20 protein-coding genes are annotated in these 23,068 nt (G+C 71.5%); 11 read left to right on the top strand and 9 right to left on the bottom strand.

Translation table 11 applies throughout. The annotated features are described in order from the left end of the window. The first annotated feature begins 67 nt into the window (after positions 1-67). Both QIS99_RS23880 and QIS99_RS23875 read left to right on the top strand, forming a co-directional pair. Positions 68-2,179: a SpoIIE family protein phosphatase gene (locus QIS99_RS23880; protein WP_282515670.1), complete on the top strand. Its 2,112-nt coding sequence runs from the start codon at positions 68-70 to the stop codon at positions 2,177-2,179. Between the two features lie 135 nt (positions 2,180-2,314). Continuing rightward, on the top strand, positions 2,315-3,178 hold the full coding sequence (locus QIS99_RS23875) for an Fpg/Nei family DNA glycosylase (RefSeq protein WP_282515669.1): 864 nt from the start codon (positions 2,315-2,317) through the stop codon (positions 3,176-3,178). Between the two features lie 17 nt (positions 3,179-3,195). Here the strand turns inward: QIS99_RS23875 and QIS99_RS23870 are convergent, their stop codons facing one another. The 4 genes from QIS99_RS23870 to QIS99_RS23855 all read right to left on the bottom strand — a co-directional run bounded on the left by QIS99_RS23870 (position 3,196) and on the right by QIS99_RS23855 (position 6,514). Continuing rightward, positions 3,196-3,705, bottom strand: coding sequence for a hypothetical protein (locus QIS99_RS23870; protein ID WP_282515668.1), 510 nt, complete (start codon positions 3,703-3,705; stop codon positions 3,196-3,198). A 361-nt stretch (positions 3,706-4,066) separates the two neighbouring features. Beyond that, a complete protein-coding gene (locus tag QIS99_RS23865) occupies positions 4,067-5,485 on the bottom strand; it encodes an amino acid permease (protein ID WP_282515685.1) in 1,419 nt (472 codons plus the stop codon). 102 nt (positions 5,486-5,587) lie between these two features. Next, positions 5,588-6,049, bottom strand: coding sequence for a universal stress protein (locus QIS99_RS23860; RefSeq protein WP_282515667.1), 462 nt, complete (start codon positions 6,047-6,049; stop codon positions 5,588-5,590). A 42-nt stretch (positions 6,050-6,091) separates the two neighbouring features. Next, positions 6,092-6,514: a PPOX class F420-dependent oxidoreductase gene (locus QIS99_RS23855; RefSeq protein WP_282515666.1), complete on the bottom strand. Its 423-nt coding sequence runs from the start codon at positions 6,512-6,514 to the stop codon at positions 6,092-6,094. A gap of 245 nt (positions 6,515-6,759) precedes the next feature. Between QIS99_RS23855 and QIS99_RS23850 the strand changes: the two genes are divergently transcribed. Continuing rightward, positions 6,760-7,605: a polysaccharide deacetylase family protein gene (locus QIS99_RS23850; protein WP_282515665.1), complete on the top strand. Its 846-nt coding sequence runs from the start codon at positions 6,760-6,762 to the stop codon at positions 7,603-7,605. 112 nt (positions 7,606-7,717) lie between these two features. On the opposite strand, the gene QIS99_RS23845 is transcribed toward QIS99_RS23850, so the two are convergent. Continuing rightward, positions 7,718-8,380 carry a class F sortase gene (locus QIS99_RS23845; RefSeq protein ID WP_282515664.1) on the bottom strand — a complete coding sequence of 221 codons (663 nt, stop codon included), beginning with the start codon at positions 8,378-8,380 and terminating at the stop codon, positions 7,718-7,720. 338 nt (positions 8,381-8,718) lie between these two features. On the opposite strand from QIS99_RS23845, the gene QIS99_RS23840 reads away from it, so the two are divergent. Next, positions 8,719-9,222 (top strand): hypothetical protein, encoded by a 504-nt coding sequence (locus QIS99_RS23840; protein WP_282515663.1) that lies wholly within the window; start codon positions 8,719-8,721, stop codon positions 9,220-9,222. A gap of 165 nt (positions 9,223-9,387) precedes the next feature. Here QIS99_RS23840 and QIS99_RS23835 read toward each other — a convergent pair whose 3' ends face one another. Next, positions 9,388-9,978 carry a hypothetical protein gene (locus QIS99_RS23835; protein WP_282515661.1) on the bottom strand — a complete coding sequence of 197 codons (591 nt, stop codon included), beginning with the start codon at positions 9,976-9,978 and terminating at the stop codon, positions 9,388-9,390. 378 nt (positions 9,979-10,356) lie between these two features. Between QIS99_RS23835 and QIS99_RS23830 the strand changes: the two genes are divergently transcribed. From QIS99_RS23830 to QIS99_RS23820, 3 genes are all read left to right on the top strand, one after another. After that, a complete protein-coding gene (locus QIS99_RS23830) occupies positions 10,357-11,316 on the top strand; it encodes an SCO0930 family lipoprotein (protein ID WP_282515660.1) in 960 nt (319 codons plus the stop codon). 210 nt (positions 11,317-11,526) lie between these two features. Next, on the top strand, positions 11,527-12,336 hold the full coding sequence (locus QIS99_RS23825) for an SAM-dependent methyltransferase (protein ID WP_282515659.1): 810 nt from the start codon (positions 11,527-11,529) through the stop codon (positions 12,334-12,336). Further along, positions 12,333-14,489, top strand: a complete 2,157-nt coding sequence (locus tag QIS99_RS23820) for a putative bifunctional diguanylate cyclase/phosphodiesterase (protein ID WP_282515658.1) — start codon at positions 12,333-12,335, stop codon at positions 14,487-14,489. Before QIS99_RS23825 ends, QIS99_RS23820 begins: the two co-directional genes overlap by 4 nt. Positions 14,490-14,550: 61 nt before the next feature. Here QIS99_RS23820 and QIS99_RS23815 read toward each other — a convergent pair whose 3' ends face one another. Then, the gene (locus QIS99_RS23815) at positions 14,551-15,459 is read right to left on the bottom strand and encodes a LysR family transcriptional regulator (protein ID WP_282515657.1); all 909 of its coding nucleotides are present in this window, start codon (positions 15,457-15,459) and stop codon (positions 14,551-14,553) included. A gap of 96 nt (positions 15,460-15,555) precedes the next feature. On the opposite strand from QIS99_RS23815, the gene QIS99_RS23810 reads away from it, so the two are divergent. From QIS99_RS23810 to QIS99_RS23800, 3 genes are read left to right on the top strand one after another with little or no spacing between them, the layout of a single operon-like run. Continuing rightward, entirely contained in the window at positions 15,556-16,269 is a 714-nt protein-coding gene (locus QIS99_RS23810) for a succinate dehydrogenase (RefSeq protein WP_282515656.1), read from the top strand. Next, positions 16,270-18,255, top strand: coding sequence for a fumarate reductase/succinate dehydrogenase flavoprotein subunit (locus tag QIS99_RS23805; protein ID WP_282515655.1), 1,986 nt, complete (start codon positions 16,270-16,272; stop codon positions 18,253-18,255). It abuts the gene before it with no gap. Continuing rightward, the gene (locus QIS99_RS23800; RefSeq protein ID WP_282515654.1) at positions 18,255-19,004 is read left to right on the top strand and encodes a succinate dehydrogenase/fumarate reductase iron-sulfur subunit; all 750 of its coding nucleotides are present in this window, start codon (positions 18,255-18,257) and stop codon (positions 19,002-19,004) included. Before QIS99_RS23805 ends, QIS99_RS23800 begins: the two co-directional genes overlap by 1 nt. 87 nt (positions 19,005-19,091) lie before the next feature. Here the strand turns inward: QIS99_RS23800 and QIS99_RS23795 are convergent, their stop codons facing one another. Then, positions 19,092-19,946 (bottom strand): helix-turn-helix domain-containing protein, encoded by an 855-nt coding sequence (locus tag QIS99_RS23795; RefSeq protein WP_282515653.1) that lies wholly within the window; start codon positions 19,944-19,946, stop codon positions 19,092-19,094. Between the two features lie 190 nt (positions 19,947-20,136). Between QIS99_RS23795 and QIS99_RS23790 the strand changes: the two genes are divergently transcribed. Continuing rightward, entirely contained in the window at positions 20,137-20,688 is a 552-nt protein-coding gene (locus tag QIS99_RS23790) for a YceI family protein (RefSeq protein ID WP_282515652.1), read from the top strand. Here the strand turns inward: QIS99_RS23790 and QIS99_RS23785 are convergent. Further along, positions 20,648-23,044, bottom strand: a complete 2,397-nt coding sequence (locus QIS99_RS23785; protein ID WP_282515684.1) for an excinuclease ABC subunit UvrA — start codon at positions 23,042-23,044, stop codon at positions 20,648-20,650. The genes QIS99_RS23790 and QIS99_RS23785 overlap by 41 nt on opposite strands. Positions 23,045-23,068 lie beyond the last annotated feature (24 nt).

Here is a 23,068-nt window from a genome sequence, read left to right as displayed (position 1 = left end):
AACCCCCCTGGCCAGGCAAACCCCCCGTGGACAGGAAAAACGCCCCGACTGGTGACAAGGTGGCTCCATGGTCGATCAGGGAGCCGCCCACACCGGAGGCGACCGGCAGGCCGACCACAGCGCCGGCGCCGACGCCCCGGCGCCGCCCCAGGACTGGCCTGCCCGCCCCGACCCGATCCTCGCCCTGAACCAGCTCGGCACCTTCGACTGGGACCTCGACACCGGCCTGATGCACATGGACGCCAAGGCCCACGAGGTCTTCGACATCCTGCCCGAGGACTACGACGACCGCCCCGAGAACCTGGCCGGCCGCGTCCCGTCCGGCGAGGGCCGGCGGCTCGACGCGATCGTCGCCCAGGCCCTGAAGAACGGCAGCGAGAACTACGGCACGTACTTCCGCATCCGCCGCCGCGACGGCAGCCTGCTCTGGACGCACACCCAGGGCTACATCCGCCGCGACGCCTCGGGCCGCCCCCGCCGCATCATCGGCGTCGTCCGGGACGCCACCCAGGAGCTCAGCGACACCCGCGTACGGATGCTCCGCGACGCCGAGACGCGCCGCCTCACCGGCGTCGTCGAGGGCGCCACCGCGGCCCTCTCGTACGCCCGCACCGTCGAGGACGTCATCGACGTGCTCACGGACAACGACGGCCTCGCCCGCCTGGGCGCCGCCAGCCTCGTCATGGGCCTGGTCGAGGGCGGCCGGATCCACCTGGTCGCGGAGGGACAGCAAGGCGCGTTCGTGCCCGGCACCCGCTTCACGCGCATCGACGAGCCGTACCCGATGAGCGAGGTGGTCCGCACCCTCAGCCCGCTCTTCATCGAGAGCCGCGAGGACTTCGCCGCCTCGTACCCGATCCTGTGGCCGCACATCTCGCACCTGGAGGTGACCTCGGCGGTCTATCTGCCGCTGATCGCGCAGGCCCGCCCGATCGGCGCGCTCGGCCTGCTCTACCGCGACAAGATCGGCTTCACCGCCGAGGACCGCAACCTGCTGGTCGCCCTCGGCAGCGGCATCGCACAGAACCTGGCCCGCGCGATGCTGTACGAGCAGGACAAGGACCTCGCCCAGGGGCTGCAGCAGGCCATGCTGCCCCGCTCCATCCCCGCCGTGCCGGGCGTCGACATCGCGGTGCGCTACCGGTCCGCGAAGCTCGGCCGGGACATCGGCGGCGACTGGTACGACCTGATCCCGCTGCCCGGCGGCCTGATCGGCGCCGTCATCGGCGACGTGCAGGGCCACGACACGCACGCCGCGTCCGTCATGGGCCAGCTGCGGATCGTGCTGCGCGCCTACGCCTCCGAGGGGCACACCCCGTCCACGGTGATGGCCCGCGCCTCGGTGTTCCTGCACGAGCTGGACACCGACCGGTTCGCCACCTGCCTGTACGCGCAGTGCGACCTGACCACCGGCGTCGTGCAGTTCGTACGGGCCGGGCACATCGACCCGCTGGTCCGCCGGGTCGACGCGACCTGCCGCCGCGTACCCGTCGAGGGCGGCCTCCCGCTCGGCCTGTCCGCGGAGTTCGGCCGGCTCGAATACCCGGTCACGACCGTCGAACTGGACCCCGGCTACACGCTGTTGATGTGCACCGACGGCCTGGTCGAGGAGCCCGGCGCCGACCTCCACGACGGCATGCGGCGCCTCACCCGGCAGATCTGGGCCGGACCCCTCGACCTGGACGAGCTGGCCGACCGGCTGTGCGAGGCGGTGGAGGACCGGGACGGCGCGGACGACGTGGCGCTGCTGCTCCTCCGCCGCCGCCTCAGCGACGCGCCCCGCTCGGGCGGCCGCCTCAAGGAGCACGTCGCGCCGAACGACCCGGACGCCCTCGTCGGCGCCCGCCACATGATCCGCGCCGCGGTCCGGGCCTGGGGCGCGGGGGAGCGGGCCGACGAGATCGAACTGGTCGCCGACGAGATGATCACCAACGCCCTGATGCACACCGACGGGGCCGCCGTCGTCACGCTCCGCGTCCTCTCCGCGGCGGACCGGCGCCTGCGCGTCGAGGTCGAGGACACGTCGAGCGCCCTGCCGCGCCGCCGCGAGGCCGGGGACGACGGGGTGTCGGGGCGCGGCCTGCTGCTCGTCGACCGGCTCGCCGACGTGTGGGGCGTGGAGCCGCGGGGCAGCGGCAAGTGCGTCTGGTGCGAATTCATCGTGCCCGCGCGAGACTGACGGTCAGCGTGCCCGCGCGGGAGCGACGGTCAGCGTGCCCGCGCGAGACTGACGGTCAGCGTGCCCGCGCGGGACTGACGGTCAGCGTGCCCGCGCGGGACCGACGGCCCGACCGTGCACCGGAGGTGAGGGACCATGCCGGAACTGCCCGAGGTGGAGGCGCTGCGGGACTTCCTCGCCGAGCACCTGGTGGGCCGCGTCATCGTGCGCGTGCTGCCCGTCGCGGTCAGCGTCCTCAAGACGTACGACCCACCGCTGAGCGCTCTGGAGGGCAGGGAGGTCACCGCGGTCGCCCGGCACGGCAAGTTCCTCGACCTCGCCACCGCCGAAGGCCCGCACCTGGTCACCCATCTCGCCCGCGCGGGCTGGCTGCAGTGGAAGGACCGGCTGCCGAACGTCGCGCCCCGCCCCGGCAAGGGCCCGCTCGCACTGCGCGTAGCCCTGGAGGACGGCTCGGGCTTCGACCTCACCGAGGCGGGCACGCAGAAACGCCTCGCGGTGTACGTGGTCGCCGACCCGGCCGAGGTCCCCGGCATCGCCCGCCTGGGCCCCGACCCGCTCGCCCCCGGCTTCGACAGGGCGGCCCTCGCGGCGCTCCTCGCGGGTGAGCGCCGCCGGATCAAGGGCGCGTTGCGCGACCAGAGCCTGATCGCGGGCATCGGCAACGCGTACAGCGACGAGATTCTGCACGCCGCCAGGATGTCCCCGTACAAACCGGCCGGGAGTCTCGGTGACGAGGAGCTGACGGGGCTCTACGAGGCGCTGCGCAGCACGCTCGCCGAGGCCGTGGAGCGCTCGCGCGGGGTGGCCGCGGGGCGCCTGAAGGCCGAGAAGAAGAGCGGGCTCCGCGTGCACGGCCGCACGGGCGAGCCCTGCCCGGTGTGCGGGGACACGATCCGCGAGGTGTCGTTCAGCGACTCGTCGCTGCAGTACTGCCCGACCTGCCAGACGGGCGGCAAGCCGCTCGCGGACCGCCGGATGTCCCGCCTCCTGAAGTGACGCGCGCGGGCCCGTCCTCAGAACAGATGGATCGCCAAGTGGCCCAGGGGCAGGCCGAGTTGCCACGCCGGGGTCCACACCTGCGGGCCCTCCTCCTCGTCCCGCGCACCGCCCTCCAGGAGCGCCGCGTCCAGGTCCGGGGCGAGCAGTTCGGTCTCCTCCAGCCAGCGCCAGGCCGCGCGCGCCAGGTCCAGGTCGGCGTCCGCGCCGCCGGACTCGCGGGCCTCCGCCTCCAGTACGGCCATCCGGTCGCCGACCCACTCCTCCCAGGCCCGGTCGTACGCGGTCAGCGAGAGCCAGGTCTCCAGCTGGGAGACGACGCGGATCCGGGACAGCTCGCGGTCCACGTCGGAGAGGAAGATCGTCAGCGCGAGGGCGTCCCGGCCCGCCCGGTACTCGAAGGACGTGGGCGGCATCAGGTCGCCGGTGCGCAGCAGTTCGTCGGCGATGTACTCGGCGTAGAGCCAGGCCATCGGCACGGTCAACTCGCCACGGCCGTCGGCGCCGTTGGTGCTTCCTCGCGGCATCCTGATCGCCTTCCTCAGCTCTCCTCCGGTGCCTTCGGGGCCGTGCACGGGCGAGCCGCCTGCCCTCGCGCCGCGGTACGGCTGGGACCAGCCGATTACTCGACGGGGCGGCGGGCAAGGTGTTTTACGGACCCTTGACCATGCCGTCGGTTTCGCCGCTGGTCATGGAGTCCCTGTGGTGTCGCACGGTGGTCGCCGGGTTGCCGTGCGCGACGCCGGTCCCGCGCGCACGGCACCACACCGTACCGGGCTCGCGGCGCCGTGACGCAGCCGGACCGCTTCGTCTACGACAGGCGGGCGGCGCGCAGTGGACGCCGGGAGGCGGAGGTTCCGGGCCCCGTTCCTCAATCGCCGGAGAAGCTCAGCCCTCGCGCTCCTCCCGCGCCAGGTTCGACTTCCGGTACGAGTACGCGAAGTACACGATCAGGCCGACGCCGAACCAGACCGCGAACCGGGCCCACGTCTGCCACTGCAGGAACGTGATCAGCCACAGCGAGAAGATCACACCGATCGCGGGCACCACCGGCATGCCGGGGCACTTGAAGGCGCGCGGCAGGTCCGGCTGCCGGTACCGCAGCACGATCACCGCGACGCACACCACCACGAACGCCAACAGGATCCCGATATTGGTGAGTTCGGCCGCCTCGCCGATCGGCATGAACCCGGCGATCCCCGCCGACAGCACCCCCACGATCCACGTCACCCGCGTCGGCACATGCCGCGTCGGATGCGTCTTGGCGAACCAGTGCGGCAGCAGCCCGTCCCGGCTCATCGAGAACCACACGCGGGTGACGCCCAGCATGAACGTGAACATCACGGTGAGGATGCCGATGATCGCGCCGACCGCGATCACGTTGGCGAGCCCTCCGAGGCCCACCGACTCGAAGGCCGTGGAGAACCCGCTCTCCTTGTCGACCTCCTGGTAGTTCTGCATGCCGGTCAGGACCAGGCAGGCAAGCACGTACAGGACCATCGAGATGGCGAGCGAGTACACGATCGCCTTCGGCATGTGGCGCTGCGAGTCCTTGGACTCCTCGGCCGCCGTGGACATCGCGTCGTACCCGAACACCGCGAAGAACACCGTCGCCGCACCCGTGAACGCACCGCCCACCCCGTACGGGAAGAACGGGTTGTAGTTGGCCGTGTCGATGTGGAAGAAGCCCACGCCGATCACCAGGAGCACCACGAGCACCTTCAGGACCACGACCACCGTCTCGAAGCGGGCCGCGTTCTTGATGCCGAGGGTCAGCAGGTACGCGATGAACAGGCACAGGACCACCGCGAACAGGTCGATCCGGTGCCCGTCGCCCGTCCCCGGCGCGCCCATCATCCAGGCCGGCAGCTCGGCGCCCAATGACTCGACCAGGAAGCCGAAGTAGCCGGAGATGCCGATCGCGACCACCGCCACGATCGCCGTGTACTCAAGCAGCAGGTCCCAGCCGATGAACCAGCCCGCCAGCTCGCCGAGGACCGCGTACCCGTACGTGTAGGCGGAGCCCGCCTTCGGGATCATGCCCGCGAACTCGGCGTACGAGAACGCCGCGGCGGCGCTCGCGATGCCCGCGATGAGGAAGGAGACCAGGACCGCGGGGCCCGCGGTGCCGTTGGCGACGGCGCCCGCGAGGCTGAAGATGCCGGCGCCGATGATGCCGCCGACGCCGATCGCGGTGAGCTGCCACAGGCCGAGCGTCCTGGTCAGCTGCTCGCTGGGCGCACCCTCCTCGATCTGCTCGATCGGCTTGCGGCGCAGAATGCCCTGTCCCGTGCGTAGCCCGGCCATGTGCCTCACCTCGTCGTGGACGGCCAGTGGGTGATGGGCGATCATGATGGCCGACATGCGGCCCCGACGGAAGACGGGGGACGCCTCAGAGGTGCGTTGGAGTCACGGCACCACTGTGACGGGCCAGCGGCCCGCCTTCACGAGCCGCACCGCCACCGAGCCGACGAAGCGGTGCCCGGCCTGCTCGGAGGCGCCGACCACCACGGCGTCGGCGGTCAGCTCGTCGGCCGCCTCGACCAGGCCGTTGTACGGGTCGCCGCGGAACGTGTGGAACTCCCAGCGCACGTCGTATATGTGCCGCACCCGCTCGGCGGCCTCCCGGATCTCCTGGATCAGGGACTCGGCGACCTCGTCCGTCGTACCCGCGACCGGCGCCCCGAGCGCGGCGCCCGCCACCATCACCGGCTGCACATAGACCATCGCGAGCCGCGCCCGCTGCCGCCGGGCGAGCCCCGCCGCGTACGCGGCCGCGCGCAGCGACGACTCGGAGCCGTCGACGCCGACGACGATCACTTTGGGGCCGTCCGTACCCCGCTCGAACTGGTGGGACTGCTGTTCCGTCATGCCGCAAAGGCTAGGGCCAGTCCGGAGCCCCGCTGAGCGGGTCTACTTGGGCGTGCCGAAGGGCTCCACGCCCACGATCCGCCGGACCCGCTCAAGCTCGACGACCACGGTGATGCGCTTCTCCTCGGGCAGCAGCCACTCGTAGGGCGTGCCCAGGTACTTGTGCGCGAGCCGGTCCATGTCCGCCTTGGCCTGCTCGCCCTCGACGAACCGGGCGACGCGGCCGTGCAGCTGCACGCGGTCGAAGGGGTTGGCCGTGTCGGCGTTGGAGAGGCAGATACGCGGGTCGTTGCGCAGGTTGCGCTCCTTGACGCGCCCCACCGAGGTGTTGAACCAGAGCTGGTCGCCGTCCAGGTCGACCCACATCGGGCTCACGTGCGGCGACCCGTCCGGGTTGGTGGACGCCACGAACCAGATCCCGGTCCCGGCGATCCGGTCCCGTACGTCCTGCGTGAGCTGGGCCATTGCTCTCCTCTTCCGTGTGCCGGCGTGCGCGATGATCACGGTACGCGGAGGCGGAGAGGGCCCGCCGAACGGGGGTGCGGTCGTCCCGCAACTTCTGCTCGGTCAGGGGGAATTGACCGTATATCAGCCCCATCTCTAACCCGGGAGCGCGCGCTGCGCACCCCGAGCCGGTCTCATCAGGTGCTTTCCGTCGCGGCACCGTGTCGATGGATTGGGTACGGGCACCGCCGTGCGACGCATAAGTCATGAAAACGGACGAAATGCTTCCGGGGCGGCGTGTACTCCTGCGCGGCGCCGCCCTCTTCGCCCTCGCGGCGACCGCCGGCTGCGCCGGCGAAGAACGGTCCGGCGCCCCCGCCCGCCCCTCCACCTCGCCGGAACCTGCCGCGGGCGCCCAGGCGGCCCGCCCGCGGAAGCCTTCCGCGTACCGGCTCCGGCCCATGACCGGCTACGGCCCCCGGCGCGCCGCCGTGCGCCGAACCCCCGTACGCAGCAAGCCGATTCTGCGGCTGGCGGACCGCGGCCGCGGCATGGTCCTCAGCTTCGACGACGGCCCAGACCCCCGCTACACCCCGCACATCCTGGACACCCTGCACAAGCACGACGTACGCGCGATGTTCTTCGTCTGCGGCGAGATGGCCGAGTCCAACCCGGACCTGCTGCGGCGGATGACCGACGAGGGCCACCTCATCGGCAACCACACCTTCACACATCCCCAGTTGACCCTGATGCGGCGCCCCGGCATCCGTGACGAGATCGAGCGGACCAGCGAGGCCGTCCTGGACACCGTGGGCCGCCCGCCGCTCTGGTTCCGCGCGCCGTACGGGGCCTGGAACCGCTCGGCCTTCGAGATCGGCGCCGAGCTCGGCATGGAGCCCCTGGCCTGGACCGTCGACACCCTCGACTGGACGGAGCCGGGCAGCCGCACCATCGTCCGCCGCGTCCTGCAGGGCGCCGGACCGGGTGTCGTGGTGCTCTCCCACGACGCGGGCGGCAACCGCTCCCAGACCGTGAAGGCCCTGCGGACCTATCTGCCGCGACTGCTCGACGAGGGATACCGGATCGAGGTGCCGAACCGTGCGCTGATGTGAGAATTCCGGGAGCCATTCACGCGAGGGTCAAGGGGCAAGGGTCGAGGAACAAGAATCAAGGGCCGGTCGGGCTCAAGGAAATGAGTCCGACCGGCCCTTGGTAGTTCCCGGGTCAGATCGTTTTCACCAACCGGGCGAACGCCACCACATTCCCGTCGTAGCCGTTCTCCTTCGTGAACCCGCCGCCGCACGTGATGACGCGCAATTCGGCCCCGCCGGTCTCGCCGTACACCCTGGTGCCCGGGAAGTTCTCCTTCTCGAACACCTCGATCCCGTACACCTCGAAAATGGCGGTGCGGCCGTCCTTGCGGGTGACCTCGACGTGATTTCCCTTCGACAGCGAACCCAGGCCGTAGAAAACCGCGGGACCCGCGTTGTTGTCGACATGGCCGACGACCACGGACGTGCCCTTCTCGCCGGGCGAGACGGAACCGTTGAACCAGCCCGCCAGATTCGGGTCCTGGGGCGGCGGCGCGTCCACCCACCCCTCCGCGTCCAGGCCCACGGGCTGGATCGGCGCGTCCACCTGGATCGCCGGGATGCTAATCCGTTGGGCGAGCGAGAACGACAGTGGCGCGGGGCCCTCGGCCCTGATCTGGCCGTGCACCCGGCGCTCGGCCGCCGCGGCCGAAGCCGGCTGCGGCGGGCCCACGGTGAATTCACCGGAGCCATTCCTTATCAAGGCGAGTCCGGTGAGCAGAACAAGCGCTATCACTCCCCACGGGGCGCGCTTCTTCCGCGGCTCCTCCTCGATGGCGGACTGGGACGAAGGCATTTCGATTTCCCCTCTCGACGCGACAAGTCCTGCCGCGTCCACGACGCATGGCAGAACGCTAAGGGCCGGACAGAATTCGGGCGACAGCGCGGAGGCGAACGGGTGGCGGCCGAACGGTCCCTGCGCCATCCGAGTCTCCGGCCCCAGGGAATTTCTGACGGTCCGTGACCTGCGCCTACTCGTCATATTCGGAGTTTGCCCCGGCGTGTCGCCTCACCAGGACGGACCAGCCCCGAAATGCGGGCCGGTGCACTGCACCTGAGGGTCGGTCTGGGAGGGCGATCTCGCCAATCCTGCCCGGGGACGGTTCCTCGGCGCGCTCTCCCGCGGAGGTTCTCATGCGTACTTCTCGTGCCCTGGCGGTCACGGCCGCCGCCGGTGCCATCATCGGGCTCGCAGCACCGTCCGCGAGCGCCTGGGACGGAAGCGCCATCACCGTCTCGCCCACCACGAGCCAGCGCGGCGGAACCGTCACGGTGACGGTCGACGCCCATGAGTGCACCAGGGGCAACAACAACCACGTCTCCTCGTCGGCCTTCCCGCGCACCCGGCTGCGTCCGAGCGGCGGCAACATGGCCACCGCCACCGTGAAGATCAGCCGCAAGGCCCACATCGGCGCCCACAGCGTCACCGCCACCTGCGGCGCCGCAGGCAGCGTGACCCGGGAGGCCGCGCTCACCGTCATCCACGGCGGTGTGCGCGGCGGCGTCGGCGGCAGCTCCAGCATGGGCGCCACGTCGACCGACGTCGCGATCGGCGGCTCCCTGGTGGGCGCCGCGGCCATCGGCGGCGGCGTGTTCTGGCTGCGGCGCCGCGGCGAGACCAGGACCGGTCGCGCCTGACACAGCCGCGCGCCCGCGGGCGCGCAGGACGGCACTTCGTCCCGGGCCGGGTGTGGATCCCGGGACGAAGTGCCGTTCCGTGTGCGGGTACGGGGGGGCGAAGTGCCCTGCCCTTGCATGTAGGGGAGTTGGCGCATCATGGGCGCGGGCTTCCGGTGTCCGGGGTCAGGCGTCCGTGCCCGGACCGCCGGCGGCGTCCTCGCTCGGGCGGCGCCTCGCCCAGTAGTACGCGGAGCCGAGTGCGCCCGTGATCAGGGCAGCGCCCAGGGCGAGTTCGCTGAAGTCGAGCTTGCCGAAGGTGCCGCCGATGCCCGCGTTCACGCCGCGCTGGACGTTGTGTTGCCGGCCGCCGGTCTGATTGCCGCCGGTCTGGTTGCCGCCGGTGTGGTGGCCGCCGCCCTTGGCGATGGTGAGGTCCGTGGTGCCCGTCTCGCCCTTGCACTCGAAGGTGACGGTGTACATGGCGCCCGGTTTGGCGTCCCAGTCGACGGTGGCGGTGGCGGTTTGGTGCTTGCGGATCGTGACCGGGTCGAAGACGCCCGAGGTGGCGTGCGCGGCCGCTTTGCAGCCGTCCACCTTCAGGGTGACCTGGCCGCCCGCGGCGACCGTCGACGGCGTCACGCTGAAGCCGAACGACGTGATGTTGTTGTCGTTGTCCCCGGCGACCGTCGCATGGGCGGCCGGGGCGGCCAGGACCAGGGCGCCTGCCGTGAGAACGGCCACGGACGCGGCGGACACGGCGGATACGCCAGGCATGGCGGACACGGCAGATACCGCGGATACGGGGGATATCGCGCGCATGAGCAAATCCTTAGGTCCCGAGGAGCGCGTGCGGACCTGTTCCGCTGCGACCGGCGATGCACCTCGATGTTCGAAACGCTAGGTATGCACCCCGGGGGTCGCGAACGGGGTCGGGCGAATGGGGGAACCCGCCGGGCACCCAGGCCGTACGGAGAACGCCACCACCAGGCCGCACGAAGGCCGCACGAAGGCCGCACGAAGGCCGCACGAAGGCCGCACGAAGGCCGTACGGAGACACCGCGCCCCCGGTTGAACAACGCGGCCCACGGCTCCGTATGCAGGGGTGCGAGCAGCGAGCGAGCACCACCCCTACCAGCACGGGAGTTGACCACCATGAACACCTGGCGGAGCGCGTCGGTCGCGGTGGCGGCCGCGGCCCTGTTGACGCTGACGGCGGCGTGCGGTCAGGGGGAGCCGGACGCGGACGCGAGCGGTCGGTCCGCGGGCAACGCGGCCCCGGCGCAGGGGAGTTACGGCGACGGGTACGGCTCGGCGGCGGGCGGGAGCGGGGCCGCGGAGGCAAAGCCCGCCGGGCAGCTCGCGGTGTGGAAGAGCAAGAAGTTCGGCGAAGTCCTCACCGACAGCGCCGGGTTCACCCTCTACCGCTTCGACCGGGACACCGCGAAGCCCTCGAAATCGGCCTGCGCGGGGGAGTGCGCCGAGACCTGGCCAGTGGTAGCCGCCGACGGCGCGAAGGCCGCACCCGGCGTCGACCCCGCCCTGGTCGGCTCGGTCACCCGCGAGGACGGCACCGAACAACTGACCGTCGCCGGCTGGCCGATGTACCGCTACGCCGCCGACGAGAAACCGGGCGACGCCAAGGGGCAGGGAGTCGGCGGCACCTGGCACGCCGCGGCGCCCGACGGCAAGAAGGCGACGGCGGCTCCCGAGGGCGGTTCCGCCGATGAGGCCGACGGGAAGGGGGCGGACCTTCCCGGGATGTCCACCCGCCAGGACCCCGAGCTCGGCGAGATCGTCGTCGACAAGAACGGCAGGACTGTCTACCGCTTCACGAAGGACTCCGCCTGGCCCATGAAGTCCGCCTGCACCGGGGCCTGTCTGGAGCGCTGGCCGGTCGTCGAGCCGGTGGACGAGTCAGACGCCGAGGGTGTCCTGAAAAAGGGGTTCACGGTGTTCGACCGGCCCGACGGGAAGCAGCAGCAGACCCTCGACTGCTGGCCGCTCTACACCTTCGCCGGCGACAAGGCGCCGGGCGACCTGAACGGCCAGGGCGTGGGCGGCACTTGGTACGCCGTCTCGCCCGAGGGGAAGCTGCTCGGCGCCCCGGAATAGCCGTCGGGCCGCCGCCCCCGCTCCGCGTTCGGCGGAGCGGGGGCGCGGTCGTGTGCATCTGCAATCGGCCATGTGCACGTGCAGCTGCAGATGCAGTCACCGGAGGTGGTGACCGAGAACGGACGAGCAATTTCCGGTTCTGCTCGACCTGTTGGCGAGCGATCAGTAGCCTCGGCTCGAACACCGGCTCGCTCACGCCTTGGAGACACGATGGATCGACCCGCCTGGGCCCCACCGGGCATCGACATCTCGAAGCCCAGCGTGTCCCGTATGTACGACTTCTACCTGGGCGGATCGCATAATTTCGAGGTCGACCGGGAAGCGGCCCGCAGGGCCATGGAGTTCATGCCGGGGCTTCCCAAGATCATGCAGGCCAATCGGGCCTTCATGCGGCGAGCCGTACGATGTGCGGTCGAATCGGGAATCACGCAGTTCCTCGATATCGGCTCCGGCATTCCCACGTTCGGAAACGTTCACGAAGTGGTACAGGCGGCAAATCCCCGGGCAAAGGTCGTCTACGTCGATCACGATCCGGTGGCGGTCGAGCACAGCCGCGCCGTGCTCGCCGGGAACGACGGGGCGACGGTCCTCGCGGCCGACCTGCGCAGCCCGCAGGAGATCCTCAACAGCCCGGAGGTGAAGGGCCTGTTGGACCTGGAGCAGCCGGTGGCGCTGCTCCTCGTCGCGATCCTGCACTTCGTCGAGGACGCGGACGACCCGTACGCCGCCGTCGCCGAGCTGCGGGACGCGCTCGCGCCCGGCAGCCTCCTCGTCCTCACGCACGCCTCGTACGACGGCGTCCCGGCGCGCGAGGAGGCCGCCGGCACGGTCGGGGTCTACGAGAAGACCCGCAACCCGCTGGTCATGCGCACGCGCGACGAGATCGCGCGCTTCTTCGAGGGGTACGAGATGGTCGAGCCAGGGCTCGTGCAGATGCCGCACTGGCGGCCCGAGACGCCCCCGGAGCAGGAGGACCCCTTCACGTTCTCCGGGTACGCGGGTGTGGGGCGCGGCGCGTGACCGAGAAGAGCGCGGCGCCGGACGGGGCCGAGGGAAGACTGCGCCGGTTCGCCACGATCTGGAGCCGTGCGGTCTTCCCCGCCACGGCCACCTCGCTCAGCCGGGCCGAGCTGGAGCAGCAACTGGTGCCGCTGGCCCGCCGGTTGCGGGACGCGCTCGCCGCGCGGGCCTTTGACGCGGCCGAGGGCCAGGCGGTCGGCGCGGCCCTGGTCGGCACGCACTGCACGGACCCGGAGGCGCTGAGCCGCACCCTCGACGTGGTCGACGCGTACCTCGTCCTGTACTGCGGGCAGGACGAGGAGCGGCGGAGCAAGGACGAGCTCAGATCGCGCTGTTCGCGGCTGCAGCACGCCGTGGCCGCGGGCTTCGCGCAGGCCCTCAAGGAGCGCACCCTCGCCGAGCAGGAGGCCATCTCGCGCGCCGCGCTCGACGCCCGGCACGCGGTCGCCGAGGCCCTGCACGCCAGCGAGGCCCGCTTCCGCGCCGTGTTCGAGGGCGCCGCGATCGGCATCGGCATCGCCGACCTCGACGGCACCGTCCTCCAGGTCAACGACACCCTCACCCGGATGTTCGGCGGCGGCCTGGAGCACCAGATCCGCGGCCGCAACATCAGCGACTGGACCCACCCGGACGACGCCCCGCAGGTCTGGCGGCTTTACGAGGAGCTGGTCCGCGGCGACCGGGACGAGTACCGGGTGGAGAAGCCGTACTACCGCCACGACGGCACCGTCCTGTGGACCAACCTCACCGTCTCCCTGCTGCGCGACGCCGAGGGCCGCCCGCAGTACCAGCTGGCGCTGATGGAGGACACCACCGAGCGGCGCCTGCTCAACCTGCGCCTGCGGTACGAGGCGACGCACGACGCGCTCACCGGGCTGCCCAACCGCACCCTGTTCTTCGAACGCCTGGAGAAGGCGCTCGCCGCGGGCGACGGCAGGCGCTTCGGCCTCTGCTACCTCGACCTCGACGGCTTCAAGGCCATCAACGACAGCCTCGGCCACGCCGCCGGGGACCGGCTCCTCGTCGAGGTCGCCGACCGCCTGCAGTCCTGCGCGACCGCGCCCGGCGAGATGGTGGCCCGGCTCGGCGGCGACGAGTTCGTGGCGCTCACGACAGGGCCCGACACCGAGCGTGAGGTGGACGACCTTGCGGGGCGCATCCTGTCCATGCTCGCGATCCCCGTACGGATCGAGGGCCGCGAGATCACCGTGCGCGGCTCCATCGGCATCGTCGAGGGCCCGGCGGGCGAGCGCAGCCCCGCGGAGGTGCTGCGCAGCGCGGACATCACGATGTACCGGGCCAAGTCCGCGGGCGGCAACCGCTTCGAGCTGGCCGACCCGGAGGCCGACGCCCGTACGATCACGCGGCACGGACTGACCACCGCCCTGCCGGCGGCCCTGGCGCGCGGGGAGTTCTTCATCGAGTACCAGCCGCTGGTGCACCTCGCGGACGGGTCGGTGAGCGGGGCGGAGGCGCTGGTGCGGTGGACGCATCCGCAGCACGGGGTGCTTGGCCCGGACCGGTTCATTCCGCTCGCCGAGCACACGGGGCTCATCGTGCCGCTCGGGCGCTGGGTCCTGGAGGAGGCGGTCCGCCAGGCCCGCGACTGGCAGCAGCGGCACGCGGACGCAGGTCCGCTGCGGATCAACGTCAACCTGTCCCCGGTGCAGCTGCACCATCCGCATCTGGTGTCCGACACGGTCGAGATCCTGGAGCGGGTCGGGCTCGAACCCGGGGCGCTGTGTCTTGAGGTCACGGAGTCGGCGCTGATCGGCGCCGACGACGATCTGCTGAAGCCGTTGCGGCGGCTGGCCGAGATGGGGGTCGACATCGCCCTGGACGACTTCGGTACGGGGTACTCGAACCTGGCGAATCTGCGGCGGCTTCCGGTGAGTGTGCTGAAGCTGGACCGGTCGTTCACGCAGGGCATGCAGCGGTATCCGGTGGACCCGGTGGACCTGAAGATCGTCGAGGGGGTCGTCTCCCTCGCCCACAGTCTCGACCTGTCGGTCACGGTGGAGGGGGTGGAGACGGGGGCGCAGGCGGAGCAGTTGCGGGAGCTGGGCTGCGATACGGCTCAGGGGTGGTATTACGCCCGGCCCGGGCCGCCGGATCGGTTGCATGCGCTGGCGCTGGTCGACGCGACGGGTTGACCACCGGGGGCGAAGCCCCCGCCTCCCCCGTCCGTGGCTGGTCGCGCGGTTCCCCGCGCCCCTATCGGGGCAGTCCGGCCGCGCCGGAAGCCTCCGTAAGCATCCGTTGCAGCTCTCGTGCCGCCCGAGGCGGAGCCACATCGCTGCGGTGGGCCAGGGCGATCGTCCGGTGGAGGCCGGGGCGGGTCAGTGGGGTGACCCGGAGATCCCGGCCCGCCCGCGCAGCGACCATGCGCGGGACCACCGCCACCCCCAACCCCGCCCGCACAAACCCGAGGACCGCGTCCATCTCCCCGCCCTCCACCGCGAAGTCCGGCTCGAACCCCGCCGCCCGGCACGCGGCGACCGTGAGTTCCCGCAGGTCGTAGCCGTGCCGGAACATCACAAGGCGCTCGCGCTGCAGGTCGGACACGCGCACCGACCGCCCGCGCGTCCCCGGCGCCGGAGCCTCCGGTGAGGAGACCACCACCAAGTCCTCGCGCAGCAGCTCCAGCGTCGTCAGGGCGGGGGAGGGCGACGGCAGCGGCAGGACCACCAGCGCCAGGTCGAGCGCGCCGCGGGCCAGCTCGCGTACGAGATCGTGGGAGCCGCCCTCCTCGATGAGCAGGCGGATGCCCGGATAGCGGTCGTGGAAGGCGCGGAGCACGTCCGGAAGCAGGCCCGTGCAGAGCGAGGGCGTCGCGCCGAGCCGGACCCGCCCGCGCTCAAGGCGGCCCAGCTCCTGCACCTCCTGCCGGGCCGTGTCCGCGTCCGCGAGAATCCGCCGGGCGAGGGGGAGGAGCGTCTCGCCCGCGTCCGTCAGCGCGATGTTGCCCCGCGCCCGGCTGAACAGCTCCGCGCCCAACTCCCGCTCCAGGGACCGGATCTGCTGGGACAGCGAGGGCTGCGCCACGTGCACCTGCTCGGCGGCCCGTGTGAAGTGCCGGGTCTCGGCCACCGCGACGAAGTATTGGAGCTGCTGCAACTGCATAAGCACCAGCGTACGCGGTTGATAGTCATCGGCTATCGAGATGAGCCGTACAAGATCTTGGACCTCTGGGACCTTGGGCCCTTAGCGTCTTGAGTCATGGCTCTGGCAACGCGGGCAACGCGGACGGACCGACGGCCGTCGAAGACACCCGGCTTCTGGGACTCGACCGTCGGCAAGAAGACGGTGATGGCCGTGAGCGGCCTCGTCATGCTCCTGTACCTGGTCGTCCACATGCTGGGCAACCTCAAGATCTTCTTCGGGACGGACGAGTTCAACGGGTACGCGCACTGGCTGCGCACCGTGGGCGAGCCCTTCATGCACTACGAGTGGACGCTCTGGCTGGTCCGCATCGTCCTGGTCCTGGCGGTCGTGGCGCACGCGGTCTCCGCGTACCAGCTGAGCCGTCGGGACATCAAGGCGCGGCCGACCAAGTACGTGCACAAGAGGAAGCGCGCGAGCTACGCCACCCGCACGATGCGCTGGGGCGGCATCATCCTCGGCCTGTTCATCGTCTGGCACCTGCTCGACCTGACCACCCTCACCGTCAACGAGCACGCGGTGCACGGCGAGGCCTACCAGAACGTCGTCGCGACCTTCTCCACCTGGTACGGCAACGTCATCTACCTCGTCGCGACGGTCGCCCTCGGCTTCCATGTCCGGCACGGATTCTGGAGCGCCGCCCAGACCCTCGGCGTCGGCAGCGCCGCCCGTGACCGCGCCCTGAAGACCGTTGCGGGCGGGCTCGCACTGCTCCTGACCTTGGGCTTCGTGTCCGTACCCGTCGCCGTCATGACCGGAGTGGTGAGCTGAATGAAGACCCCTGATTCCTACGGTTCCTCCGGCTCCTACGGTTCCTACGCCGACTACGCCACCGGCGAGCCGGTCGTCGACGCCAAGGCGCCCACCGGGCCGATCGCCGAGCGCTGGGACACCCGCCGCTTCGAGGCCAAGCTGGTCAACCCGGCCAACCGCCGCAAGCACACCGTGATCGTCGTCGGCACCGGTCTCGCGGGCGGCTCCGCGGGCGCGACGCTCGCCGAACAGGGCTACCACGTCGTCCAGTTCTGCTACCAGGACTCGCCGCGCCGCGCCCACTCCATCGCCGCGCAGGGCGGCATCAACGCCGCGAAGAACTACCGCAACGACGGCGACTCGGTCCACCGGCTGTTCTACGACACCGTCAAGGGCGGCGACTTCCGCGCCCGCGAGTCGAACGTGCACCGGCTCGCGCAGATCTCCGTCGAGATCATCGACCAGTGCGTCGCGCAGGGCGTGCCGTTCGCCCGTGAGTACGGCGGACTGCTCGACACCCGCTCCTTCGGCGGCGTGCAGGTCTCCCGTACGTTCTACGCCCGCGGCCAGACCGGCCAGCAGCTGCTGCTCGGCGCCTACCAGGCACTGTCCCGGCAGATCGCCGCGGGCAACGTCGAGCTGCATCCCCGTACGGAGATGCTGGACGTGATCGTCGTCGACGGGCGGGCCCGCGGGATCGTCGCCCGCGACCTGATCACCGGCAAGATCGAGACGTACTTCGCGGACGCGGTGGTGCTCGCGAGCGGCGGCTACGGCAACGTCTTCTACCTCTCCACCAACGCCATGAACTCCAACGCGACGGCGGTCTGGCGGGCCCATCGCCGCGGCGCCTACTTCGCCAACCCCTGCTTCACGCAGATCCACCCCACCTGCATCCCGCGCACCGGCGACCACCAGTCGAAGCTGACCCTGATGAGCGAGTCGCTGCGCAACGACGGCCGCATTTGGGTGCCGAAGGCCAAGGATGACGACCGGCCGGCGCACAAGATCCCCGAGGACGAGCGCGACTACTACCTGGAGCGCATCTACCCCTCCTTCGGCAACCTCGTGCCCCGCGACATCGCCTCCCGCGCCGCGAAGAACGTCTGCGACGAGGGCAGGGGCGTCGGACCCGGCGGGCAGGGCGTCTACCTGGACTTCGCCGACGCCATCAAGCGCATGGGCCGCAAGGCGGTCGAGGCGAAGTACGGCAACCTCTTCGACATGTACCAGCGGATCACCGACGAGGATCCGTACCAGGTGCCCATGCGGATCTACCCGGCCGTGCACTACACGATGGGCGGCCTGTGGGTCGACTACGACCTGCAGACCACCGTCCCCGGCCTCTTCGCCGTCGGCGAGGCCAACTTCTCCGACCACGGCGCGAACCGTCTGGGCGCCAGCGCGTTGATGCAGGGTCTGGCCGACGGCTACTTCGTCCTCCCCTCCACCATCAACGACTACCTCGCGCGCAACCCGCTGGAGAGCGAGGTCGACGCTCAGCACCCCGTCGTACGCGAGGTGCTTGAGGAGACCGAGGACCGTCTCGCCCGCCTCCTGGCCGTCGACGGGGACCGCACCCCGGACTCCTTCCACCGCGAACTCGGCGAGGTCATGTGGGAGTTCTGCGGCATGGCCCGCACCGAGGAAGGGCTGCGCAAGGCGCTCGACCGCATCCCGCAGATCCGGGACGAGTTCTGGCGCCGCATCAAGGTCCCCGGGGTCGGCGAGGAGTTCAACCAGTCCCTGGAGAAGGCCAACCGCATCGTCGACTACCTGGAGCTCGCCGAGCTCATGTGCCTCGACGCCCTGCACCGCGCCGAGTCCTGCGGCGGCCACTTCCGCGAGGAGTCCCAGACGGCCGACGGCGAGGCCGAACGCCGCGACGAGGAGTTCTCGTACGCGGCCGCCTGGGAGTTCACGGGCACGGGCGCCGCCCCGACCCTCCACAAGGAAGACCTGGTCTTCGAGTACGTCCACCCCACGCAACGGAGCTACGCCTGATGAAGCTCAACCTGCGCGTCTGGCGGCAGCGCAACGCCGACGCCGACGGCACCATGTCCACGTACGAGGTCGACGGCATCTCGTCCGACATGTCCTTCTTGGAGATGCTGGACACGTTGAACGAGGAACTGATCCTCAAGGGCGAGGACCCGGTCGCCTTCGACCACGACTGCCGCGAAGGGATCTGCGGCGCCTGCTCGTTGGTGATCAACGGCGACGCCCATGGACCCGAGCGCACGACCACCTGCCAGTTGCACATGCGCTCCTTCCGCGACGGCGACACGATCGACATCGAACCCTGGCGGGCCTCCGCGTTCCCGGTCGTCAAGGATCTGGTCGTGGACCGCTCGGCCTTCGACCGCATCATCCAGGCCGGCGGCTACGTCTCGGCCCCCACCGGCTCGGCCCCCGAGGCCCACGCGACCCCGGTCCCGAAGGCCGACGCGGACTCGGCCTTCGAGCACGCCGAGTGCATCGGCTGCGGCGCCTGTGTCGCGGCCTGCCCGAACGGCTCGGCGATGCTGTTCACCTCGGCCAAGGTCAACCACCTGAACGTCCTCCCGCAGGGCGGTCCCGAGCGCGAGACCCGCGTGCTCGACATGGTCGGCCAGATGGACGCGGAGGGCTTCGGCGGCTGCACCCTCACCGGCGAATGCGCCACGGCCTGCCCGAAGGGCATCCCGCTCCCGTCGATCACGGCGATGAACAAGGAGTGGCTGCGCGCTAATCGGAAGGTCTCGCGGGGCTGACGGCGTGCGTCTTTCCCTCCCTTCCCCTCCTCACCTTGCGGCTGCAGCGCCGTCGTGGCTGGTCGCGCAGTTCCCCGGGCCGCGCCCTCAGTCCCCCACCGCCCGCAACCCGCCCGGCCTGAGCCCCTGCAACCGGTCCAGGGCCCGGCCCGTCGCCGCGTCCGCCGGGAGGTGGATCAGGACGTGCTGGCCGTCCGCCTCCGGGAGGGACAGCGTCTCGTAGGCGAGGCGGAGGTCGCCCACCTCCGGGTGGACGAAGCGGGTGACGCCCGTGGGGGAGGGGAGGCGGGACGGGGCCTTGATGCGGTCGGTGAACGGGGTGCCCGCCGTGATCGTCAACTCCTCGACCAGCTCCGCGACATACGGGTCCCGACGGCTCAAGTCGTAGTGCAGCGCGGCCACTTGCTCGTCGGCGGCGTGGTTCCAGTCCGGGTAGGCGGCCCGCGCGCGGGGGTCCGTGAACACGTAGCGGATGAGGCTCGGCGGGTCCTCGTCCAGGGCGCCGACGGGGCCCATCAGGCGGGCGTACGCCTCCGTGTACGCGACGGCCTCGCCGAGGAGGTTCCGTACGACGGCCGGCGTCGGTTCGAGGCGGTCGAGGAGCGCGCGGACCGTCGGGCGCACCTCGCGGGCCGGCATCGGCGCCGCCCCGCACAGGTAGTGCCCCTCCTCGGCCTTCAGCAGGTGCCGCAGCTGGGCCCGGGACTCCAGCGGCAGCTGCAGCGCGTCGCAGATCGAGGCGAGGACCTGCGCGGACGGGTGGCGGTCGCGGCCCTGCTCAAGGCGGGCCAGGTACTCGACGCTGATCCCGGCGAGCATCGCCAGCTCGGCGCGGCGCAGGCCGGGCGTGCGGCGGCGCGGCCCCGCGGGCAGGCCCACGTCGGCGGGCGTCACGGACTCGCGGAGACTGCGCAGATACGCGCCCAGTTCGTTCTCGCTCACTCGTCGATCGTACGGTCGCGCCCCGCGCTCAGGGTGGCCCTGCCACTACCAGCCTGGCCACTACCAGCCTGGCCACTACCGGCCTGGCCACTACCGGCCTGAGCCCTACCAGCCCGGCCACTACCGGCCTGAGCCCTACCAGCCTTCGCCCGGCCTTCCTCCGGGCCCGCACGCCGCGCAGGGTTGCGGCATGACTTCGCAGACCACCGCTCCCGTACTGCCCCTGCCCGCCGGCAACTGGGCCTTCGACCCCTTCCACTCCGCCGTCGGCTTCACCATCCGCCACCTCGGCATCGCCAAGGTCCGCGGCCGTTTCAACCGCCTGGACGCCGCGCTCGTCGTCGGCGAGACGCCGGCCGAGAGCTCCGTCACCGCAACCGTCGCCCTCGACTCCGTCGACACCGGCAACGCCGACCGGGACGCGCACGTCCGCGCCTCCGACCTGCTGGACGTGGCCCAACGGCCCACCATGACGTTCCGCTCGACCCGCATCGAGGGCGCGGGCGCGGACTGGACGCTCGCCGGGGACCTCACCATCGGCGACGTGACCCGGCCGGTCACCTTCGCCGTGGAGTTCGGCGGCGTCGTGGAGTCCCCGGTCGACGGTTCCACGCACGCCGGGTTCGAGGCGACCGGGGAGATCCGGCGCAGCGAGTACGGCCTGGACTTCGCGCCGGGACTGCTCGGCGAGGTCGTCAGGATCAACCTCGATGTGCAGTTCGTGGCACCGCCAAAGGCGTAGCCTCCGCGGACAGCGCCGCCGCCAGATAAGGACCCGTCCGGCTCCCCGCCGCCCGCGCGACCTCCGCGGGCGGCCCCGCCGCGACGATCCGGCCGCCCGCGTCGCCGCCGCCGGGCCCCAGGTCGATCACCCAGTCCGCGTCCGCCACCACCGCCATGTCGTGCTCGACGACCACCACCGTGTTGCCCGCGTCCACCAGGCCGTGCAGCTGCCGCATCAGGACCTCCGCGTCGGCCGGGTGCAGGCCGGTGGTCGGCTCGTCGAGCACGTACAGGGTGTGGCCGCGCTGCACCCGCTGGAGCTCGCCGGCCAGCTTGATGCGCTGCGCCTCGCCGCCGGACAGCTCCGTCGCGGGCTGGCCGAGCCGCAGATAGCCCAGGCCCACGTCCAGGAGAGTGGCCAGGCTGCGCGCCGCCGCCGGCACGTCCGCGAAGAACTCCGCCGCCGCCTCCACGGTCAAGTCGAGGACCTCCGCGATCGTCCGGCCGCGATACGTGACCTCCAGCGTCTCGGCGTTGTAGCGGGCGCCTCCGCAGTCCGGGCAGGGCGCGTACGTACTGGGCAGGAACAGCAGCTCCACCGAGACGAAGCCCTCGCCCTGGCAGGTCTCGCAGCGCCCGCCGGCCACGTTGAAGGAGAACCGGCCGACCCGGTACCCGCGCGCCCGCGCCTCCGTTGTCTCCGCGAACAGCTTCCGTACGGCGTCGAAGAGGCCCGTGTACGTCGCCAGGTTGGAGCGCGGCGTACGGCCGATCGGCCGCTGGTCGACCTGGACCACGCGGCGTACGGACGTCAACTCCTCGGCGGCGAGCGGCAGTTCCTGGCTCACCAGCGTCGACTTGCCCGAGCCGGAGACGCCCGTGACCGCGGTGAACGTGGCGAGCGGGAACTCCGCGTCCACGTCCCGCAGGTTGTGCCGCGTCACCCCGGACAGCTTCAGCCAGCCGTCCGGCTCGCGCACCGCCCGCGTACCGGCCCGCGACGGCTCGAACAGGAACCGCCGCGTCGCCGACTCCTCGACCCGCGCCAGGTCGGCCACCGTCCCGCTGTGCAGCACCCGGCCGCCGTGCTCGCCGGCGCGCGGGCCCACATCGACCAGCCAGTCGGCGTGGCGGACCACATCGAGATGGTGCTCGACCACGAACACCGAGTTGCCCGCCGCCTTCAGCCGCTCCAGGACCGTGAGCAGCGCCTCCGTGTCCGCCGGGTGCAGGCCCGCCGACGGCTCGTCCAGGACGTACACCACCCCGAACAGGCCCGACCTCAACTGCGTGGCCAGGCGCAGGCGTTGGAGTTCGCCCGCCGACAGTGAGGGTGTGGAGCGGTCCAACCCCAGGTATCCCAGGCCGAGTTCGGTGATGACCTCGATCCGGGCGAGCAGGTCCTCGGTGAGGAGACGGGCCGCCTCGTCGCCGTCCGCCGCCCGCAGCAGCGCGGCGAGGGCCGTCAGCGGCAGCGCGGCGAGATCCGCGATCGTGCGCCCCGCGAACGTCACCGCCAGCGCCTCGGGCCGCAGCCGCCGCCCCGCGCACCCCGGGCACGGCGTGCTCTGAAGGAACCGCTCGGCCCTGGCCCGCAGCGTCTGGCTCCTGGAGTCCGCGAAGGTCTTCAGCACGTACCGCCGGGCGCTCATGTACGTGCCCTGGTACGGGCGTTGGATGCGGCCCGCGTCCCGTACCGGGTGCACGGTGACCACCGGCTGCTCGTCGGTGAACAGGATCCAGTCCCGGTCCGCCTGCGCGAGCTCCCGCCACGGCCGGTCCACGTCGTACCCGAGCGCGTCAACAACGTCCCGCAGGTTCTTGCCCTGCCAGGCGCCCGGCCACGCCGCGATCGCGCCCTCCCGGATCGACACGGCCGGGTCGGGCACGAGCAGCGCCTCCGTCGTACGGTGCACCAGGCCCAGGCCGTGGCAGTCCGGGCAGGCGCCCGCGGCCGTGTTCGGGGAGAACGCGTCGGAGTCGAGGCGTTCGGCGCCCTGGGGGTAGTCGCCCGCGCGGGAGAACAGCATCCGCAGCGAGTTGGAGAGCGTCGTCACCGTGCCCACCGAGGACCGCGAGGTCGGCGCGGAGCGCCGCTGTTCGAGCGAGACCGCCGGCGGAAGCCCGCTGATCTCGCCCACCTTCGGCACGCCCACCTGGTGGATGAGGCGGCGCGCGTACGGCGCGACCGACTCGAAGTACCGCCGCTGCGCCTCCGCGTAGATCGTCCCGAACGCGAGCGAGGACTTCCCGGACCCGGAGACCCCGGTGAACGCCACGAGCACGTCCCGTGGCACGTCCACGTCCACGCCCCGCAGATTGTGCTCACGGGCACCGCGGACGCGGACGTACGGGTCGTGCTCGGGGGAGGTGATCGTCACGGGGGGCTCCGCGGGGTC

The organism is Streptomyces solicavernae (genome assembly GCF_029968095.1).
GTDB classification, from domain to species: domain Bacteria; phylum Actinomycetota; class Actinomycetes; order Streptomycetales; family Streptomycetaceae; genus Streptomyces; species Streptomyces solicavernae.
The sequence above is the reverse complement of the archived record's forward strand: the minus strand, read 5'-3'. Positions and strand labels throughout refer to the sequence as shown.

What these genes read in the sequence shown, in the direction of transcription:
- QIS99_RS23860 (WP_282515667.1), bottom strand. Translation starts at nt 6,049, where the DNA reads ATGACGGAACAGCAGTCCCACCAGTTCGAGCGGGGTACGGACGGCCCC.
- QIS99_RS23825 (WP_282515659.1), top strand. Translation starts at nt 11,527, where the DNA reads ATGGATCGACCCGCCTGGGCCCCACCGGGCATCGACATCTCGAAGCCC.
- QIS99_RS23875 (WP_282515669.1), top strand. Translation starts at nt 2,315, where the DNA reads ATGCCGGAACTGCCCGAGGTGGAGGCGCTGCGGGACTTCCTCGCCGAG.
- QIS99_RS23855 (WP_282515666.1), bottom strand. Translation starts at nt 6,514, where the DNA reads ATGGCCCAGCTCACGCAGGACGTACGGGACCGGATCGCCGGGACCGGG.
- QIS99_RS23850 (WP_282515665.1), top strand. Translation starts at nt 6,760, where the DNA reads ATGAAAACGGACGAAATGCTTCCGGGGCGGCGTGTACTCCTGCGCGGC.
- QIS99_RS23865 (WP_282515685.1), bottom strand. Translation starts at nt 5,485, where the DNA reads ATGGCCGGGCTACGCACGGGACAGGGCATTCTGCGCCGCAAGCCGATC.
- QIS99_RS23840 (WP_282515663.1), top strand. Translation starts at nt 8,719, where the DNA reads ATGCGTACTTCTCGTGCCCTGGCGGTCACGGCCGCCGCCGGTGCCATC.
- QIS99_RS23880 (WP_282515670.1), top strand. Translation starts at nt 68, where the DNA reads ATGGTCGATCAGGGAGCCGCCCACACCGGAGGCGACCGGCAGGCCGAC.
- QIS99_RS23810 (WP_282515656.1), top strand. Translation starts at nt 15,556, where the DNA reads ATGGCTCTGGCAACGCGGGCAACGCGGACGGACCGACGGCCGTCGAAG.
- QIS99_RS23835 (WP_282515661.1), bottom strand. Translation starts at nt 9,978, where the DNA reads ATGCCTGGCGTATCCGCCGTGTCCGCCGCGTCCGTGGCCGTTCTCACG.
- QIS99_RS23815 (WP_282515657.1), bottom strand. Translation starts at nt 15,459, where the DNA reads ATGCAGTTGCAGCAGCTCCAATACTTCGTCGCGGTGGCCGAGACCCGG.
- QIS99_RS23790 (WP_282515652.1), top strand. Translation starts at nt 20,137, where the DNA reads ATGACTTCGCAGACCACCGCTCCCGTACTGCCCCTGCCCGCCGGCAAC.
- QIS99_RS23805 (WP_282515655.1), top strand. Translation starts at nt 16,270, where the DNA reads ATGAAGACCCCTGATTCCTACGGTTCCTCCGGCTCCTACGGTTCCTAC.
- QIS99_RS23870 (WP_282515668.1), bottom strand. Translation starts at nt 3,705, where the DNA reads ATGCCGCGAGGAAGCACCAACGGCGCCGACGGCCGTGGCGAGTTGACC.
- QIS99_RS23845 (WP_282515664.1), bottom strand. Translation starts at nt 8,380, where the DNA reads ATGCCTTCGTCCCAGTCCGCCATCGAGGAGGAGCCGCGGAAGAAGCGC.
- QIS99_RS23830 (WP_282515660.1), top strand. Translation starts at nt 10,357, where the DNA reads ATGAACACCTGGCGGAGCGCGTCGGTCGCGGTGGCGGCCGCGGCCCTG.
- QIS99_RS23800 (WP_282515654.1), top strand. Translation starts at nt 18,255, where the DNA reads ATGAAGCTCAACCTGCGCGTCTGGCGGCAGCGCAACGCCGACGCCGAC.